Source organism: Brachybacterium sp., assembly GCF_036379615.1.
Classification (GTDB): domain Bacteria; phylum Actinomycetota; class Actinomycetes; order Actinomycetales; family Dermabacteraceae; genus Brachybacterium.
Genome location: NZ_DASVGJ010000069.1, coordinates 15,250 through 31,629 on the forward strand (window position 1 = coordinate 15,250; position 16,380 = coordinate 31,629).

The 16,380-nt window shown below is 70.6% G+C and carries 14 protein-coding genes; 3 read left to right on the forward strand and 11 right to left on the reverse strand.

The window, feature by feature from the left end; translation table 11 throughout:
• Nucleotides 1-52: 52 nt before the first annotated feature.
• The 8 genes from VF289_RS15675 to VF289_RS15710 all read right to left on the reverse strand — a co-directional run bounded on the left by VF289_RS15675 (nucleotide 53) and on the right by VF289_RS15710 (nucleotide 8,216).
• Nucleotides 53-562, reverse strand: coding sequence for a hypothetical protein (locus VF289_RS15675; RefSeq protein WP_330884837.1), 510 nt, complete (start codon nucleotides 560-562; stop codon nucleotides 53-55).
• Entirely contained in the window at nucleotides 546-1,670 is a 1,125-nt protein-coding gene (locus VF289_RS15680) for an MraY family glycosyltransferase (RefSeq protein WP_330884838.1), read from the reverse strand. The genes VF289_RS15675 and VF289_RS15680 overlap by 17 nt, the downstream gene beginning before the upstream one ends.
• Nucleotides 1,667-2,656 carry an L-threonylcarbamoyladenylate synthase gene (locus VF289_RS15685; protein ID WP_330884839.1) on the reverse strand — a complete coding sequence of 330 codons (990 nt, stop codon included), beginning with the start codon at nucleotides 2,654-2,656 and terminating at the stop codon, nucleotides 1,667-1,669. Before VF289_RS15685 ends, VF289_RS15680 begins: the two co-directional genes overlap by 4 nt.
• The gene (gene prmC / locus VF289_RS15690) at nucleotides 2,653-3,558 is read right to left on the reverse strand and encodes a peptide chain release factor N(5)-glutamine methyltransferase (protein WP_330884840.1); all 906 of its coding nucleotides are present in this window, start codon (nucleotides 3,556-3,558) and stop codon (nucleotides 2,653-2,655) included. Before prmC ends, VF289_RS15685 begins: the two co-directional genes overlap by 4 nt.
• Complete coding sequence (prfA, locus tag VF289_RS15695) at nucleotides 3,551-4,693, reverse strand: peptide chain release factor 1 (protein ID WP_330884841.1); 1,143 nt, start codon at nucleotides 4,691-4,693, stop codon at nucleotides 3,551-3,553. Before prfA ends, prmC begins: the two co-directional genes overlap by 8 nt.
• Before the next feature lie 138 nt (nucleotides 4,694-4,831).
• On the reverse strand, nucleotides 4,832-5,044 hold the full coding sequence (gene rpmE / locus VF289_RS15700; protein WP_330884842.1) for a 50S ribosomal protein L31: 213 nt from the start codon (nucleotides 5,042-5,044) through the stop codon (nucleotides 4,832-4,834).
• A gap of 179 nt (nucleotides 5,045-5,223) precedes the next feature.
• Nucleotides 5,224-6,234 (reverse strand): LacI family DNA-binding transcriptional regulator, encoded by a 1,011-nt coding sequence (locus VF289_RS15705; RefSeq protein WP_330884843.1) that lies wholly within the window; start codon nucleotides 6,232-6,234, stop codon nucleotides 5,224-5,226.
• Nucleotides 6,204-8,216 (reverse strand): aldo/keto reductase, encoded by a 2,013-nt coding sequence (locus tag VF289_RS15710; RefSeq protein WP_330884844.1) that lies wholly within the window; start codon nucleotides 8,214-8,216, stop codon nucleotides 6,204-6,206. Before VF289_RS15710 ends, VF289_RS15705 begins: the two co-directional genes overlap by 31 nt.
• 330 nt (nucleotides 8,217-8,546) lie before the next feature.
• Here VF289_RS15710 and VF289_RS15715 point away from each other — a divergent pair, with 330 nt between their 5' ends.
• The 3 genes from VF289_RS15715 to VF289_RS15725 are packed head-to-tail and all read left to right on the forward strand — an operon-like array spanning nucleotide 8,547 to nucleotide 11,697.
• A complete protein-coding gene (locus VF289_RS15715) occupies nucleotides 8,547-9,797 on the forward strand; it encodes an ABC transporter substrate-binding protein (protein WP_330884845.1) in 1,251 nt (416 codons plus the stop codon).
• Nucleotides 9,794-10,777 carry a sugar ABC transporter permease gene (locus VF289_RS15720; protein WP_330884846.1) on the forward strand — a complete coding sequence of 328 codons (984 nt, stop codon included), beginning with the start codon at nucleotides 9,794-9,796 and terminating at the stop codon, nucleotides 10,775-10,777. Before VF289_RS15715 ends, VF289_RS15720 begins: the two co-directional genes overlap by 4 nt.
• Nucleotides 10,774-11,697: a carbohydrate ABC transporter permease gene (locus VF289_RS15725; RefSeq protein WP_330884847.1), complete on the forward strand. Its 924-nt coding sequence runs from the start codon at nucleotides 10,774-10,776 to the stop codon at nucleotides 11,695-11,697. The genes VF289_RS15720 and VF289_RS15725 overlap by 4 nt, the downstream gene beginning before the upstream one ends.
• A gap of 166 nt (nucleotides 11,698-11,863) precedes the next feature.
• On the opposite strand, the gene rho is transcribed toward VF289_RS15725, so the two are convergent.
• The 3 genes from rho to thrC form a co-directional block, all read right to left on the reverse strand.
• A complete protein-coding gene (rho, locus tag VF289_RS15730; RefSeq protein WP_330884848.1) occupies nucleotides 11,864-14,080 on the reverse strand; it encodes a transcription termination factor Rho in 2,217 nt (738 codons plus the stop codon).
• 328 nt (nucleotides 14,081-14,408) lie between these two features.
• Nucleotides 14,409-15,323, reverse strand: a complete 915-nt coding sequence (gene thrB, locus VF289_RS15735) for a homoserine kinase (RefSeq protein WP_330884849.1) — start codon at nucleotides 15,321-15,323, stop codon at nucleotides 14,409-14,411.
• Nucleotides 15,320-16,378: a threonine synthase gene (gene thrC / locus VF289_RS15740; RefSeq protein ID WP_330884850.1), complete on the reverse strand. Its 1,059-nt coding sequence runs from the start codon at nucleotides 16,376-16,378 to the stop codon at nucleotides 15,320-15,322. The genes thrB and thrC overlap by 4 nt, the downstream gene beginning before the upstream one ends.
• Nucleotides 16,379-16,380 lie beyond the last annotated feature (2 nt).

Sequence of the window (16,380 nt, forward strand, 5' to 3'; positions counted from 1 at the left end):
TTGGCCGTGATCAGCGGTCGAGCGCCTCGAGAAGCATAACAGAGAGTCACGGTCAGCCCTGGGCGTCCACGTCCTCTGCGGGGTCGTCGGCGGGCTGCACATCGAGCGGCCGCCGAGCACGCGCGAACAGCAGACCCTCGACCAGGACGGCCGAGACCGCGCCGACCAGCAATGCGAGCCCGATCCAGCGGGTGGAGACCCCGTCGACCCCTCGGACCGCGAGCAGGACGAGGATCACAATCAGCATCTTGCCCGCCCAGCTGCCGAGGACGGTCGCCGCCATCGAGACGGGCGTGAGCCGCCTGCCGAGGAACGTGATGGCCACGGTGGGCAGAACGATCACGAGCGTCAATCCGGTGCCGACCAGCGCCCCCATGAGCGCGGCAGATTCGTCACGGGAGGCGGCGACACCGATCACGACGGCATCGAGCACCAGTCCGACGGCGAGTGCGATCAACGCGGCGCGCTGCATCGCGAGGTCACCGGCGAGCTGCGGTGACCGCGCTCTGCGGGACGGATCGCCGCCCTCGGGAGTCGGGGCGGTCTCAGGCTGAGGGGACATCGGATTCCTTCCGGTGGCGGCCGGTGCGCCATCTGAGGGGGTCGAAGGTGACCAGGAGGGCGAACAGCAGCCCGATCACCCAGAACAGGACGACCGTGCGCACGGGGAGCATGATCGGGAGCAGCAGCCCCACGGAGATGACCACCGTCCAGGTGTACATGATCAGCACGGCGGTGAACTTGCTGTGGCCGAGGCTGAGCAGGCGGTGGTGGAGATGGGCCTTGTCGGCGTGGAACGGGGACTTGCCCGCCCCGATCCGTCGCACCACCGCGAGCGCGAAGTCGAGGAACGGGATGATCATCACCCCGATGGGGAGCAGGATCGGCAGGAACTGTCCGAAGAAGTCCGCCCCGGAGAGCCGGCCCGGATCCACCTGGCCGGTCACGGCGATGGTGCTGGCCGCGAGCAGCAGGCCCAGCAGCATCGAGCCGGAGTCCCCCATGAAGATGCGGGCGCGGGTGAGGTTGTGGGGCAGGAACCCCAGACAGGCACCGATCATCACGGCGGTCAGCAGCGCTGCGAGCGAGGAGTAGTCGGTGGACGAGGCGCTGCGGGTCAGCGTGTAGGCATAGAAGAAGAAGGCGGAGCCGCCGATCGCCATCACGCCGGCGGCGAGCCCGTCCAGGCCGTCCACGAAGTTCACCGCGTTCATGCTGACCACCACGACGAGCACCGTGAGGATGAGCGCCGAGCGCCCTGAGAGCACGGTCACCCCGTTGATCGGCAGCGTCACCAGGCTCACGCCCTGCCACGCGAGCAGCAGCGCTGCGAGCACCTGGCCGGCGAGTTTGGTGACCCAGTCCAGATCCCATTTGTCGTCCGCCGCGCCGAGCAGGCACACCAGCACCGCGGCGGCAAGGATCGCCCAGGGTTGACGGGAGTCCCGGAACAGCCCCTCGAGGAACGGGACGTTGCTGGCCACCAGCATCGCGCAGAGCACGGCGGCGAGCATAGCGAGCCCGCCCAGCCGCGGGGTCACCGCATCGTGCACATCGCGGTCCCTCACCGCTGTCATCGCTCCGGCCCGGCGGGCCAGCAGCCTCACCGCAGGCGTCACCAGATAGGCGACCGCCGCGGCGAGCAGCAGGAGGAAGAGATAGATCCTCACCCGGGCGTGCTCTTCGAGCCGTCGCCCGTCGACTCGGGTCGGGCGACAGGGGCGGGCGACGGCGCGCCGACGCCGTCGAGAGGAGTCTCGGCAGGTGCGTCCGGTGCGCCGTCGGTCCCGGACGCTGGCTCGGAGGGCAGGTCCAGCACCGAGGTGGCCTGGTCGGCGTCGGGCGCCGTCGTGCCGTCGAGGGCGCCCTCGTCGAGCACCGCGGAGCCCTCGTCCGTCGCGACCTCTGCGGCGTCCGTGGAGGGGGCTGCGGAGCTGTCGGCGTCGGCGGCGTCCGCCTCGGCGTCACGGGCATCGCCGGAGTCGGCGCCGTCCTCGTCCGTGGTCTCGGGTGCGGGCGGGGTGAAGATGTCGCCCACGACCGCGATGATCTGCTCCTTGGTGACGGCGCCCTCGCGCACGATCTCCGCGGGCGTCACCGTGGTGTCCAGGATCGTGGAGCTGGCTCCGATGCGGGCGGGGCCGCCGTCGAGGTAGACCTCGACGGAGTCCCCGAGCTGGGTCGCGGCATCCAGCACGCTCTGGGCGGCGGGCTTGCCGTGGCGGTTGGCGCTGGAGACTGCGAGCGGTCCGGTGCGCCGCAGGAGCTCGAGGGCGACCTCGTCCTCCGGCATCCGCAGCGCGACCGTGCCACGGGTTTCCCCGAGGTCCCAGGTGAGGGAGCGCTGAGCGGTGAGGATCAGGGTGAGCGCACCCGGCCAGAGCGCCTCGGCGAGATCCTCGACGTAGCCGGGAAGGTCCGCGGCGAGGGCCAGCAGCACGGCATGGTCGCCGATCAGCACCGGCGGCGGGGTGTCGCGGCCGCGCCCCTTGGCCTCCAGCAGCGCCTCGACGGCGTCCGGGGAGAAGGCATCGGCCCCGATCCCGTAGACGGTGTCCGTGGGCAGGACGATGAGGTCGCCTCCGCGCACGGCGTCGACGGCGGCGGCGAGGGCGTCCTCGCGGGACTCTGGGTTCTGGGTGTCATGCACGGTCACCGGGACAGTCTCTCACTTCCATCGGCGGGCTCCCCGGGGGCGCGGCGCGCCACCAGGAATCGGTCACGGCCCGTCAGATCGCGGGCGGTGCTGAGGTGGTCGAAGCCGCCGCACTCGTCGGCGGCCCGTCGGGTGGAGGGCCCCTGGACGTCGGCGTGCTCCATGACGAGCAATCCGCCGGGACGCAGCAGCCGGCGGGCCCAGGCGATCACCGCGCGCGGCACCTCCAGTCCGTCGTCGCCGCCCCCGAACAGGGCGCGGTGCGGATCGTGCCGGAGCACCTCGGCGTCACGGGGGACGGCGCCGGCCGGGATGTACGGGGGGTTGGACAGCACGGCATCCACCGGGGCGTGCGCCGAGAGCTCCGGGACGTCCTGGAGGAGGTCGGCACGCAGGATCCGGCCGCGACCGGCGCCGGCGCGCTCGAGGTTCTCGGCGGCCAGCGCGGCGGCGGCAGGGTCGATCTCGACCGACAGCACGCGCGAGTCGGGGATCTCGTCGAGAACTGCCGCCCCTAGCGCGCCGGAGCCTGCACAGAGATCGATGACGTCCGTGAGCGGTCCTCGCGACCGTTCGCGCAGGATGTCCACGGCGAGCTCGGTCTCCGGCCGGGGGATGAACACGCCGGGGCGCACGGCGAGCATCAGGCGACGGAACGGCGCGCGGCCCAGGATGATCTGGAGCGGCTCCCGGCTCTCACGGCGCACGGTGAGCTCCTCGAGCCGCGCCTCGAAGGCCTCCGGCAGCGCATCGAGCAGGACCAGGTGCCGCTCGGTGCCGGCCGCATGGGCGATCAGAGCGCGGGCATCGACGCTCGGAGACGGGACTCCGGCCTCGCCGAGCCGCTGCGTGGTCCCGGCCAGCGCCGAGCGCAGACGCTCCCCCACCTCGGGATCACGCATCAGGCGCCTCCTCCCCCGAGCCGGCCCGCGCCTCGGCCAGGCGCGCAGAGCGCTCGGCGTCGCGGGAGGAGTTGATGAGGTCCTCGAGATCCCCGGCGAGGACCTGGGAGAGGTTCCCGGCCTTGAAGCCCGTGCGGTGATCGGCCACCCGGGATTCGGGGAAGTTGTAGGTGCGGATGCGCTCGCTGCGATCCACCGTGCGCACCTGGGAGCGGCGAGCCGCGGAGGAGTGCGCCTCCGCCTCGGCGCGACGGGCGTCCAGCAGCCGGGTGCGCAGGATCCGCAGCGCCTGCTCCCGGTTCTGCAGCTGACTCTTCTGGTCCTGGCAGGAGACCACCACCCCCGTGGGCAGATGGGTGATCCGTACGGCGGAGTCGGTGGTGTTCACGCTCTGCCCGCCCGGTCCGCTGGAGCGGAAGACGTCGATGCGCAGGTTCGCGGGCGCCATCGCCTCGGCGAGCACCTCGGATTCATCCGTCTCATCGGCCTCGGGCAGCACCAGCACGCCCACGGCCGAGGTGTGGATCCGTCCCTGGGACTCGGTGACCGGAACGCGCTGGACCCGGTGCACTCCGGCCTCGTGCTTGAGGTGCGCGTAGACGCCGGCACCGGGGCCTTCCGCGCCCCGTGCGGCGATCGCGACCGTGACGTCCTTGAGCCCGCCGAGGTCCGACTCGGCGGTGGTGAGGACCTCGACCCGCCACCCCTTGGACTCGGCGAAGGCGCGGTACATGCGCAGCATCTCGGCTGCGAAGAGCGCGGACTCCTCCCCGCCGGCACCGGCCTTGATCTCGAGGATCACGTCGCGGGAATCGTCCGGGTCGCGAGGGGCGAGCAGGTCCTCCAGGTGCTCGCGCTCGGCGGTCAGGCGATCCTCCAGCTGCGCCGCCTCGGCCGCCAGCTCCTCGTCCCCCTCCCCCAGCTCCCCGAGCTCCCGGGCGGTGTCGAGGTCGGCCGCGGTCTCCTCGAGACGTGCGGAGGCTGCGAGGATCCCTTCGAGCTCTGCATAGCGGCGGCCCACCCGCCGTGCGCGAGAAGGGTCCTCGTGCAGGGCGGGGTCCGACATCACCTGCTGCAGGCCGGCGTGCTCACGGCGCAGCGGTGCGAGCCTGTCGCCCTCGTCGTGCACGCCCATCGATGCTCCTGTGTCCACCGGCCTATCCCTCCGTGCTCACATGCGACGACGCCGGTGCACGCCCTGGGGCGCGCACCGGCGTCGGAGAATGCTCTCAGGGGCGGCTCGTCGCCGAGCTCGCTCCTCGCGAGAAGTCCGTCAGGACTTCTTGTTGCCGTAGCGGGCCTGGAAGCGGGCGACGCGGCCGCCGGTGTCCAGGATCTTCTGCTTGCCGGTGTAGAACGGGTGGCACTCGGAGCAGACCTCGGTGCTGATGGCGCCGTCTGCCTTGGTGCTGCGGGTGATGAACGTGCTGCCGCAGGTGCAGGTCACCTGGGTCTCGCCGTAGGCGGGGTGGATCTCGGCCTTCATATCTCTCCTTGCTCGGGGTCGCTGGGTCGGCGCCCGGACGGGCACCGTGAACCAGAACCGAGGACACAGTCTGCCACGGCCCGCCCCGGGCGGGCGAGCCCTCCGGATGCGGCGTGCGCAACATCGCCTTCCCCGCGAGCGGTCGCGCCGGCACCGCCTCCGGTGCGCCCGCCCCTCTCTCAGGTCGAGGCGCGGACCTCGAGGTGGTAGGGCACGGTGCGGCGGGCGTCCTCGCCCGTGAGCGGGACGGTTCCCTCGAGCATCCCCGCCACCAGTTCGACGGTCTCCCGTGCCACCGCGTCGATGTCGATGCTCAGCGACGTGAGCTCCGGGGTGACCAGCTCTCCGAGCTCGAGACCGTCGACACCCACCAGCCGTACCTGACCGGGCACCTCGACCCCCATCGCGCGCAAGGAGCGCAGCAGGCGCACGGCGAGCTCGTCGTTGAAGGCGATGAGGGCGTCGGCCCCGGTGTCCAGGGCCATCTGCAGGGCGTCCTGGTGACCGATGCGGGCATCGACCTCGTGGATCAGCACCTCGCCGTCATCGGTCAGCGCGCTCAGCGCGTCCGCGAGGGTCAGAGCCCGGCCGCCGATCGGGCCACCGGTCAGGTCCAGCACCAGCGGCCGCCGCACACCCACGTCCCGCAGGTGCGCCACGAGCTCGGGCATCGCCTCCTTGAACAGCTGCTCGACCACGCCCCCGGCGTCGACGTGCTTGCGCCCGCCGTCCAGCTGCACCACGGGCATGCCCGTGCCGCCGCGGATGTCGCCCGTGCCCACGCCATAGCCGACGATCGCGTCGACCCGGCGTGCCAGCTCAGCCGCGGCGTTCTCCGGATCGGGAGCGTTCTCCGCCTCGACCAGGACCACGTTCCACCCGTACGGGGCGCAGGCCCGCACCACCGCCGTACCCAGCTCCCCGTAGTACGCGTTGGTCAGGTCCATCACCACGAGACCGAGGGTGATGGGCCCCTGCTCCACCAGGCCCCTCCCGAAGCGGGAGGGGCGGTAGCTGAGCTCCTGGGCGGCTCGAAGAACCCGATCGCGGGTGGCGGCGCTGATGCCGGACATGTCGTTCATCGCGCGCGAGACCGTCTGCCGGGACACCCCGGCGCGCTCCGCGACGTCGATGATCGTGGGCCGGCGCCCCGGCGTGCTCACCTCGTCGGCGACCGCAGATCGAGCCATGCGAGATCGCTCTCGGACAGCTCGACCCCGAGCCCGAGGGTCGACGAGCGCATCTCGGCGATGCTGCGCGGGCCGAACAGCGGGAAGGTCGGGAACTTCTGGTGCAGCACGAAGGCCAGCGCGATCGCGGTGGCGGGGACCCCGCGCTCGGCGCCCAGCGCCTCGGCCCGCGCCAGTCGCTCGAAGTTCTCGTCGCTGTAGTAGCAGCGCACGAGCTCCGCGTCGGAGCGATCCTCGGGGTGAGCACGGCCCGTGAAGAAGCCGCGTGCCTGCGAGGACCACGGGAGCAGCGCGATGCCGCGCTCCTCGAGCCAGGCCTTGGAGTCCGCGTCCGTGGCGTGGACGCAGCCTGCCCAGGGCACGTCGAGCGCCTCGGCGAGCCCGAAGTGGTTCGAGAGGATGGTGAATCCGGCGCGGCCGTTCGCCCGTGCGTACTCGTTCGCCTCGTCCACCCGGGCCGGGGTCCAGTTCGAGCCGCCGTAGGCGCGGATGCGACCGGCGCGCAGGTGCTCGTCCATCACGTCGACGAACTCCCCCACCGGGATGTCGGGGTTGTCGCGGTGCATCATGTAGAGGTCCGCGTACTCGGTCCCCTGGCGCTCGAGCGACTCGCCGAGCTGACGCGTGATCGACTCCGGATCGCAGTGCGGGGTGTGCGCGCCCTTGGTGATGACGACGACGTCCTCGCGCACGCCGCGGTTCTGCACCCACTTCCCGAACAGCTTCTCGATGTACCCGCCGCCGTAGATGTACGCGGTGTCGAAGGTGGTGCCGCCGATCTCGTAGAAGGCGTCGAACATCGCGGAAGCGTGCGCGAGGTTCATCTGGTTGTCGCAGCCCATGACGAGACGCGAGACCTTCTTGTCGACCCCCGGGATCGTCCCGTAGGCCATCGCGGGCCCGGACCGGACGCTCGAGGCGGCGAGCGGACGCCCGGTGAGGGTCGGGATGTCGGCGTCGTCGGCCTCGAACGGGAAGCGCAGGCCGATCTCCTCGCGCCAGAGGTCCAGCGCACGGGCCTGACCGAGTGTGTTCTCGGGCGTGACCTCGGGGACGACTCCTCCGTCGCGCGCGGCCTTCGCCAGGGCGTCGGCCTCCAGGGCGTACGCCGAGGCGGCCGGGATCTCGATGCGCTGGGGCTCCTCGCCGACCACGTCGAGCTCGATGACCTGCTTCTCCGACAGACCCCACGGGTCGGACAGACGGATGACGCCCCGGGATCCGGTGATCGTCGCCGACTGCGGATCGGACAGGCGCACTCCGGTGCGCAGGCTCGCGGTGATGTCGCCGGGGAAGGTGACCTCGGCGGTCGCCCACTCGTCCACGCCCGTCTCGCCAAGGGTGCCGGCACCCTGCAGCGCGGTCGGGTCGACGAACGCGCTGCCCTGGGTGGCACCGGCGACGAAGCGGGCGAACGACAGCGGGTAGCAGCCGACGTCGAGGATCCCGCCGCCCGCGGTGGCGGTGTCGAACAGGCGGCCGCTGCGGCCCCCGGTGTCGAAGGCGAAGGAGGCGTCGACGTGGGTGACGTCGCCGATCGCGCCGTCGGCGACGAGCTCGAGGACGCGCACGGTCTGCGGGTGGAAGCGGTACATGTACGCCTCCAGGAGGACCTTTCCGCTGCGCGCGGCGAGATCGGTGAGCGCCATGGTGGTGCCCGAGTTCGGAGTCAGCGGCTTCTCGCACAGCACGTGCTTGCCGGCCTCGAGGGCGGCCGCGGCCAGCGTGGCGTGCCCGGTGTGCACGGTGGAGATGTAGACGGCGTCGACGTCCTCGGAGGCGAGGATCTCGTCGTAGTCGCCGATGTGGGCCGTGCCCTGGAGGGGGAACTCCTCGGCGAAGGCGCGGGCGCGCTCCGGGGAGGTGCTGCCCACGGCCACCAGGACACCCTCCTGCGAGGAGGGCAGCTGGGAGGCGAAACGGCGAGCGATGGAGCCGGGGCCGAGGACGGCCCAGCGGAACGAGGGAGAGGTGGTGCTCATGGAGACGTGGTCGTCCTTCAAGATCGGGTTCGTTACGAATCGTGAACGTTCACGGGTGCCCTACGCTATCCCGCCCCACCGTGGTCCCACAAGCGCAGGTCGACAACTGCCCGGAGCGAATCGACGACGACGCCGGATCAGATCGCCGATGACTGCACGCGACCGGATTCGTTGACGCACCGGGGCCGCGATGACATGATCTGCGTCACCCGTGAACGTTCACGGTTCTGCGACTGCCACTCGACGAGGAGGGTCCGTATGAGCGCCGCGCTCACACGACGTCCATTTCGAAGTTCCCCACCGCACGGTCGTCCCTCACGACGATCCCTGATGCTCGGCGCCGGGATTCTCCCCCTGGCTCTCGCGGGCTGCGGCTCAGACCCATCGATCTCCGAGGACCCCGACGAACTCGTGCTGTGGTTCTGGGACCGCTCAGCCAGTCGAGATCTGCTGGAGCAGGCGACCCGGCAGATCCCCGGCACCGACCGCCATCTCCGAGCTGACGTGATCGGCACCAGCTTCGACACCAAGCTCCGCACCAGTCTGGCCGGTGACGCCTACATCCCCGACATCACCTACATCAACTCCAACAACTCCCTCTATTTCACCAACGAGGACCTGTTCCTGGATCTGTCCGAGATCGGCGCGGACTCCGTCAAGGGCGACTTCTACGAGTGGAAGTGGAACCTCGGGACGACCCCGACCGGCCGCTTCTGCTTCTTCCCGCTGGACATCGGCCCGACCGGGTTCTTCTACCGCCAGGACGTCTTCGAGGAGGCGGGACTGCCGAGCTCGCCCGAAGACGTCTCGGCGGCGATCACCACCTGGGTGGACTGGATCGCGCTCGGCGCGGAGCTCAAGGGGGCGGCCGACGCCTTCCTCGTCAACGACGCGTTGAACGTCTTCGAGGAATTCCTGAATGCGAGCCCGGAACGCTTCTTCGACACCGACGACAAGGCTCTCTACCTCGAGCCGGACAGCGCCGTCCGTCAGGCGTGGGACACCTCGATCGCCGCCATCGAGGCCGGTGTGACGGCCAAGATTCCGCGGGAACGCGACACCGACCGGAATGCTGCGTGGGCCAGCGGCCGCACCGCCGGGAACATCGGGGCGGCCTGGTGGGCCCAGGTTCTCCAGGAGTCCGCCCCCGACACCGCGGGCGCCTGGCGCCTCGCCTCCCAGCCGGTCCGCCCGGGCAACAGCGGCGGTTCCTTCGCCGCGGTCCCCCACACCTGCAAGGACCCGGAGGCCGCACTCGCCTTCATCACGTGGATCAACTCCGCCGAGAATCAGGCGGCGGCGTACGAGGACGTGCAGCTGTTCCCCTCGACGCCCGCTTCCTTCGAGAACCTCACCTACTCCGGCGACTTCTACGGGGATCAGGACCCGCTCGAGTTCTTCTCCACCGCGGCGGAATCGGTCCCCTCCTCGTTCATCAGCAACGCGGAGACCTTCGTCATGGGCAAGTTCGTCCTCGAGCTCTCGAACGTGGAGAGCTCCGGCAAGGATCCCGACGCCGCCTGGAACGATGCGATCGCCCAGTCGGAGCGGGTCCTCCTGAAGCGAGGAGTCTTCTCATGAGCACCGCAGCCCCGACGCGCCCGCGCGAGGTCCCTGCCGCCGCGGGCCGCACCGCCAGGCGAAAGCGGAGGGTCCGGGAGGTGCTGCCCATGTACGCGGCGATCTCCCCCTTCTACCTGCTCTTCGCCGTCTTCGGCCTGTTCCCGATCCTGTTCTCCATCGTCCTGTCCTTCATGGATTGGGATGGCATGGGAGAGATGTCCTTCGTGGGGCTGGCGCAGTACAAGTTCCTCCTCACCGACGTCCGCTTCTGGAACGCCGTCGGCAACACCTTCATCATCTGGTTCCTCTCGACGATCCCGATGCTCTTCCTCGCGATGGTCATCGCCTTCCTGCTGCACCAGAACATCCGCTTCACGAAGTTCTACCGGGTGGCCTTCTTCCTTCCCAATGTGACCTCGATGGTCGCGATGGCGATCGTCTTCGGCTCGGTCTTCTCCGACACCTTCGGGCTGGTCAACTCGGCGCTCACGGCGCTGGGCCTGGACGCCGTCGCCTGGCTCTCGAGCCCCTGGGGCATCAAGATCACGATCGCGATGATGGTGATCTGGCGCTTCACCGGGTACAACGCGATCATCTACCTGGCCGGTCTGCAGTCCATCCCCACCGACCTGTACGACGCCGCGAAGGTGGACGGCGCGAACCTGGCGCAGGTGTTCCTCCGGATCACGGTCCCGATGATGCGCCCGATCATCCTGTTCACGGTGATCACCTCGACCATCGGCGGGCTCAGCCTGTTCACGGAGCCGCAGGTGCTGCTGGGCGACAGCGGCGGCGCCGGCGAGGCGGGGATGACCATCGTGCTCTACCAGTACAACCAGGCCTTCACCCAGTTCGACTTCGGGTACGGCTCGGCGATCGCCTGGGCGCTGTTCCTCATCGCCGCCGTGTTCGCGATCATCAACTGGCGTCTCGTCTCCGGCCGCGGGGACGACGCCACCGCCCGTCGCCCCCGACTCACGAAGGAGGCGCGCCGATGACCGCCCTCGCCCCCGTCCCCCGCACCGACCCCTCCTCCGGCTCCGGCTCCGGCTCCGATCGTTCGACGGAGGCGGCTCCCGGTGGCCACCACGTGGCCCGAGGTCGGCTCGCTCGCCTGGTCACCCATCTGTGCGTGATCGTCGGCGTGCTGCTGTCGATCTTCCCCTTCTACTGGCTGGTGGTGATGTCGACCTCCACCACCGCGGAGATCTTCGGCTACCCGCCCAAGCTCACCTTCGGCAGCAGCTTCGGGGAGAACCTGCGCAACGTGGTGGCGAGCGTCGACCTGCTGCAGGCGCTGCTGAACACGGTCATCGTCTCCGGCGCCTGTGCCGTGCTGGTGATGTTCTTCGACTCGCTGGCCGCCTTCGCCTTCGCGAAGTTCGACTTCCCCGGGAAGAAGCCGCTGTTCATCCTGCTGATCGCCACGATGCTGGTGCCGGGCAGCCTCTCGCTCGTCCCGAGCTTCATCCTGATGTCGGAGATCGGCTGGGTGGGCACCCTGCAGGCGCTGATCGTCCCCGGTGCGGCGAACGCCTTCGGCATCTTCCTGCTGCGGCAGATGGCGGCCGGCTCGATCCCCGACGAGCTCATCGAGTCCGCCCGGATCGACGGGGCGGGGTTCTTCACCACGTACTGGCGGGTCGGGGTGCCGCTGCTGCGCGGCGGCCTCGCGTTCCTGGGCATCTTCACCTTCATCAGCGCGTGGAACGACTACGTGTGGCCGCTGATCGTGCTGGTGAACCCCGAGCGCCAGACCCTGCAGACCGCGCTGCAGAACCTGAACTCGCTGTACCTCACCGACTACGGGATGGTGATGGCGGGTGCTCTGATCAGCGTGGTCCCCCTGGTGGGCGTGTTCATCATCGGATCGCGGCACTTCATCGCGAACATCGCGGCCGGGGCGATCAAGGGCTGAGCACTCCGGCGCTGAGCGTTCGAGCGCTCAGCGATCAGGCGCTCAGCGATCGGGCGCTCAGCGATCGGTGCCCGGGCCGCATGGTCCGGGTCCCGGTGAACGACGACGGGGCGCCTCCCCGGTGGGAGGCGCCCCGTCATCATCCTCGGACGCGGATCAGCGGCAGTCAGTCGGTGCTGCGAGCACCCACGCTGGGCGTGTTCTTCTGGACCGTCATCAGGAACTCGGAGTTCGACTGGGTCTTCTTGACCCGCTCCATGAGCAGCTCCAGAGCCTGCTGCTGCTCGAGGGAGCCCAGGACGCGACGGAGCTTCCACATGATGGCGAGCTCCTCCTTGCCCATGAGCGCCTCCTCGCGGCGGGTGCCCGAGGCGTTGACGTCCACGGCCGGGAAGATCCGCTTGTCGGCGAGATGGCGCGAGAGCCGCAGCTCCATGTTGCCGGTGCCCTTGAACTCCTCGAAGATGACCTCGTCCATCTTGGAGCCGGTCTCCACCAGGGCCGACGCGAGGATCGTCAGCGACCCGCCGTGCTCGATGTTGCGCGCCGCACCGAAGAACCGCTTGGGCGGGTACAGCGCCGAGGCGTCGACACCACCGGAGAGGATCCGGCCGGAGGCGGGTGCCGCCAGGTTGTAGGCACGGGAGAGGCGGGTGAGCGAGTCCAGCAGCACGACCACGTCACGGCCCATCTCGACCAGGCGCTTGGCCCGTTCGATCGCGAGCTCCGCGACGATCGTGTGATCCGACGCGGGACGGTCGAAGGTCGAGGCGATGACCTCGCCCTTCACCGTGCGCTGCATGTCGGTGACCTCCTCGGGGCGCTCATCGACCAGCACCACCATGAGGTGGACCTCGGGGTTGTTCGTCGTGATCGCATTCGCGATCTGCTGCATGATGATCGTCTTGCCGGCCTTCGGGGGCGCGACGATGAGGCCGCGCTGGCCCTTCCCGACCGGCGAGACGAGGTCGATCACGCGGGGCGCGACAGCGTTCGGCGCCGTCTCCAGGCGGAGACGCTCGTCCGGGTAGAGCGGGGTGAGCTTGCTGAAGTCCACGCGCTGACGCGCGCGCTCCGGGGGCATCCCGTTGACGGTGTCGACCTGGACCAGCGCGGCGTACTTGCTGTTCTGGTTGCCGCCGCCCTTGCCGCGGCGGTTCCGGCCGCCGCCGTGATGCTGCTGCTGAGGCTCGGGCTGATCCTCGCCGTCGCGCGGGGCCTTGACCTGGCCGGTGATCGCATCACCCTTGCGCAGCCCCGCCCGCTTGACCTGGTTCATGGTCACGAAGACGTCGCTGGCCCCGGGCAGGTAGCCGGTGGTGCGCACGTAGGCGTTGTTGTCGCGGATGTCGAGGATCCCGGCGATGGTCATCAGCTCGTCGCCGTCGCGAGCTCCGCCCTCGTCCTGCTGGCTGCCCTGGGGCCTCTGGCCGGCCTGGTTCCCCTGGCCGCCGCGGGAATTCTGGTCGCCCTGCGCATTCTGCTCGCCCTGCTCGTTCGACCCGCCACGGCCTCGACGCTTGCGGTCGCGCGAGCGGTGACGGCTGCGGGAGCGGCCACGCCGGTCATCGTCGTACCCGTCGCCGCCCTGGCGATCGTCGTCCTGCTCGCCCGAGCGATCCGGGAGCTCGATGTCCTCGAGCCGGCGACGGGAGTTCCCGCCACGGCCCTGGTTGTCGCGACCCTGATCGCCACGGTTCTGGTCATCGCGGTTCTGGTCGCCGCGGCCCCGGTTCTCGCGGCCCTGGTCGCCACGGCCCCGGTTCTCGCGACCCTGGTTCTCGCGACCCTGCTCACCGCGTCGATCCTCGTCGCCGCGGTCGGTGCGCTGCTGCTCGTCTCCGCTCTGTGCCGCATCGCCCCCGGAGCGCCGATCGTCCTGTCGGCGAGCCGTACGGCCGGAGGCGGCACCGGACTCTTCGCCCGTGCCACGCGCATCCCCGTTGACGGGAAGCTCGATGCCGAGGTCAGGAGCGGACTCCTCGCCCCGCGCACCACCAGCGGCGGCCCGCGACCGAGAGCGGGAGCGGGTGCGCTCGCCGGTGGCGGATGCTGCAGCGCCGGATGCTGCGGTCTCGGCGGCAGCGGTGCCCGTCTGCCCCTGTGCGGAGCCGTCGTCCGTCGTCGCCGACGCCGTGCTCCGGCGGGCGGAGTCGACCTGAACCGACGACTCTGCGGGCGCGGACGGTGCGGACGTCGGGGCGGCGGACTGCGTCGCGGCGGCCGAGGAGGCGCCGGAGGGCGCTGCGCCCCCGCGGATCGCCTCGATCAGCTCGCCCTTGCGCAGGCGGCGAGCTCCCTTGATGCCGAGCCCGGCCGCGATGGCCTGCAGCTCAGGAAGCTTCTTCGCCGTGAGGTCTGCGCCGGAGGTGGTGTCGTTCACCCGGGTTCCTTCCTGTCGAGCCGATCGTGACGGCTCTTGCGTGGTCTGGGTGCCGCCCAGCACCGGGAACGTCGTGTCTCGGGAAGCTGCGGCAGCGGGTCCGTGCGAGGTTCTCCCCCACGATGCAGTGCATCCTCGGGGACCTGCCGGTGTGATTCGGGGTGCGCCAGCGGTGGCACACGGACCGATCAGTCACATCGTGACAGGTGTGCGAGGTCCGTGCGGGGCGCTGATCAGGGAGCACATCAGAACGCTGAGTTCTGCACGCGGCATCCACCAGGGATCTGCTGCAGGGTTCTGCGTCGTGCGATGTCGCCTGGACGCAGGCTCAACCTACCACAGGCGCGGTGGGGAGCTGCCGCAGCGGCACCTCGGCGATCCGCCAGGCTGCGGCATCGGAGACGAACCGGCGCACCAGCGGGGCGAGCTCCGCCCGGGCCCCGGACATCACCAGCACCGAGGGCCCCGCTCCGGAGATCACCGCGGCGTGGCCCTCACGGCGCAGCACCCGCATCAGCTCCACGCTCTCGGACATGCCCGGCGCCCGCTGCTCCTGGTGCAGCCGGTCCTCCGTCGCCTCGAGGAGGAGCTCCGGGGCCCCACCGAGCGCATGGACGAGCAGCGCGGAGCGGGAGGAGTTGAACACGGCGTCCGCGTGCGGGACCTGCTCGGGAAGCAGCCCGCGCGCCTGGTGGGTGGAGAGCGTCGCGGTGGGCAGCAGCACCACGGGGCGCAGCACGCCTTCGGCGACCTCGAGCGGCACCGCCCGGGCCGTCGCGCCCTGCATCCAGGACAGCACCACCCCGCCGTGGAGCGCCGGGGCGGCGTTGTCCGGATGTCCCTCGAACTCCGTCGCCAGCTGCAGCACCGTCTGATCGTCGAGAGCCTCCGGGGCGGAGACCATCCCGCGCGCCAGCAGCAGTCCCGCGATCGTCGCGGCCGCGCTGGAGCCGAGCCCACGGCCATGGGGGATCCGATTGGTCGCCTGCAGCCGCAGCCCGGTCTGCGGGGCGCCGGCATGGTCCAGCCCGCGCCGCAGCGCACGCACGACGAGGTGGTCCTCCCCGGCGGGCAGCGCGCCCGCTCCCTCCCCCTGCACCGAGATCTCGACCGCACCGGTGGTCGCCTCCACGGTCAGCTCGTCGCAGAGGTCCAGGGCCAGGCCCAGGCTGTCGAAGCCCGGACCGAGGTTCGCGGAGGTGGCAGGGACCTGCACGGACACCTGCGTGTGCTGGATCCTCACAGGCCGATGGCCGCGGCGGCCGCGGCGATGTCCACCGGCACCACCGTCGGGGTGAGGTCGTGCTGGGTCAGCGCGGTGTCGGTGTCCTTGAGCCCGTTGCCGGTGACCGTGATCGCGATCGTCGCGCCCGCAGGGACCAGGCCACGCTCGGCCTGCTGCAGCAGGCCCGCCACGCCGGCGGCCGAGGCGGGCTCGACGAAGACGCCGACCTCGCCCGCGAGGAGCTTCTGGGCATCGAGGATCTGCTGATCGCTGACCGCGTCGATGAGACCGCCGGAGTCGTCCCGGGCCTCGACCGCGAGATGCCAGGAGGCGGGGGCGCCGATCCGGATCGCGGTGGCGACCGTCTCGGGATCGGTGATCGGATGGCCCGCCACGAACGGGGCGGCCCCTGCGGCCTGGAATCCCCACATCTGTGGGAGCGTGTCGGTGATCCCGGCCTCGCGGTACTCGCGGTAGCCCATCCAGTAGGCGGAGATGTTCCCGGCGTTGCCCACGGGGAGGATGTGGATGTCCGGCGCCTTCCCGAGCGCATCGGCGACCTCGAAAGCAGCGGTCTTCTGTCCCTGCAGGCGGTAGGGGTTCACCGAGTTCACCAGCTCGATCGGGTGCTCCGCGTCGAGCTTGCGGGCGATCTCCAGGCAGTCGTCGAAGTTGCCGTCGACCTGGATGAGCTTCGCCCCGTGCACAACGGCCTGGGCCAGCTTGCCGGCGGCGATCTTGCCCTGCGGCAGCAGCACCGCGCAGGTCAGTCCCGCGGCGGTGGCATAGGCGGCGGCCGAGGCGCTGGTGTTGCCGGTGGAGGCGCACACGACGGCGGTCGCGCCGTCGTTCAGCGCCTTGGACATCGCCGAGACCATGCCGCGGTCCTTGAAGGAGGCGGTGGGGTTCATCCCCTCGACCTTGACGTGGACGTCGGCTCCGACGGCCCTCGACAGGGCCGGGGCGGGGACCAGCGGGGTGCCGCCCTCCCCCAGGGTCAGAAGGGTGTCGTTCTCGGCGAACGGGAGGTGTTCGCGGTACTCGGCGAGGACGCCGCGCCACTGATGTGCCATGA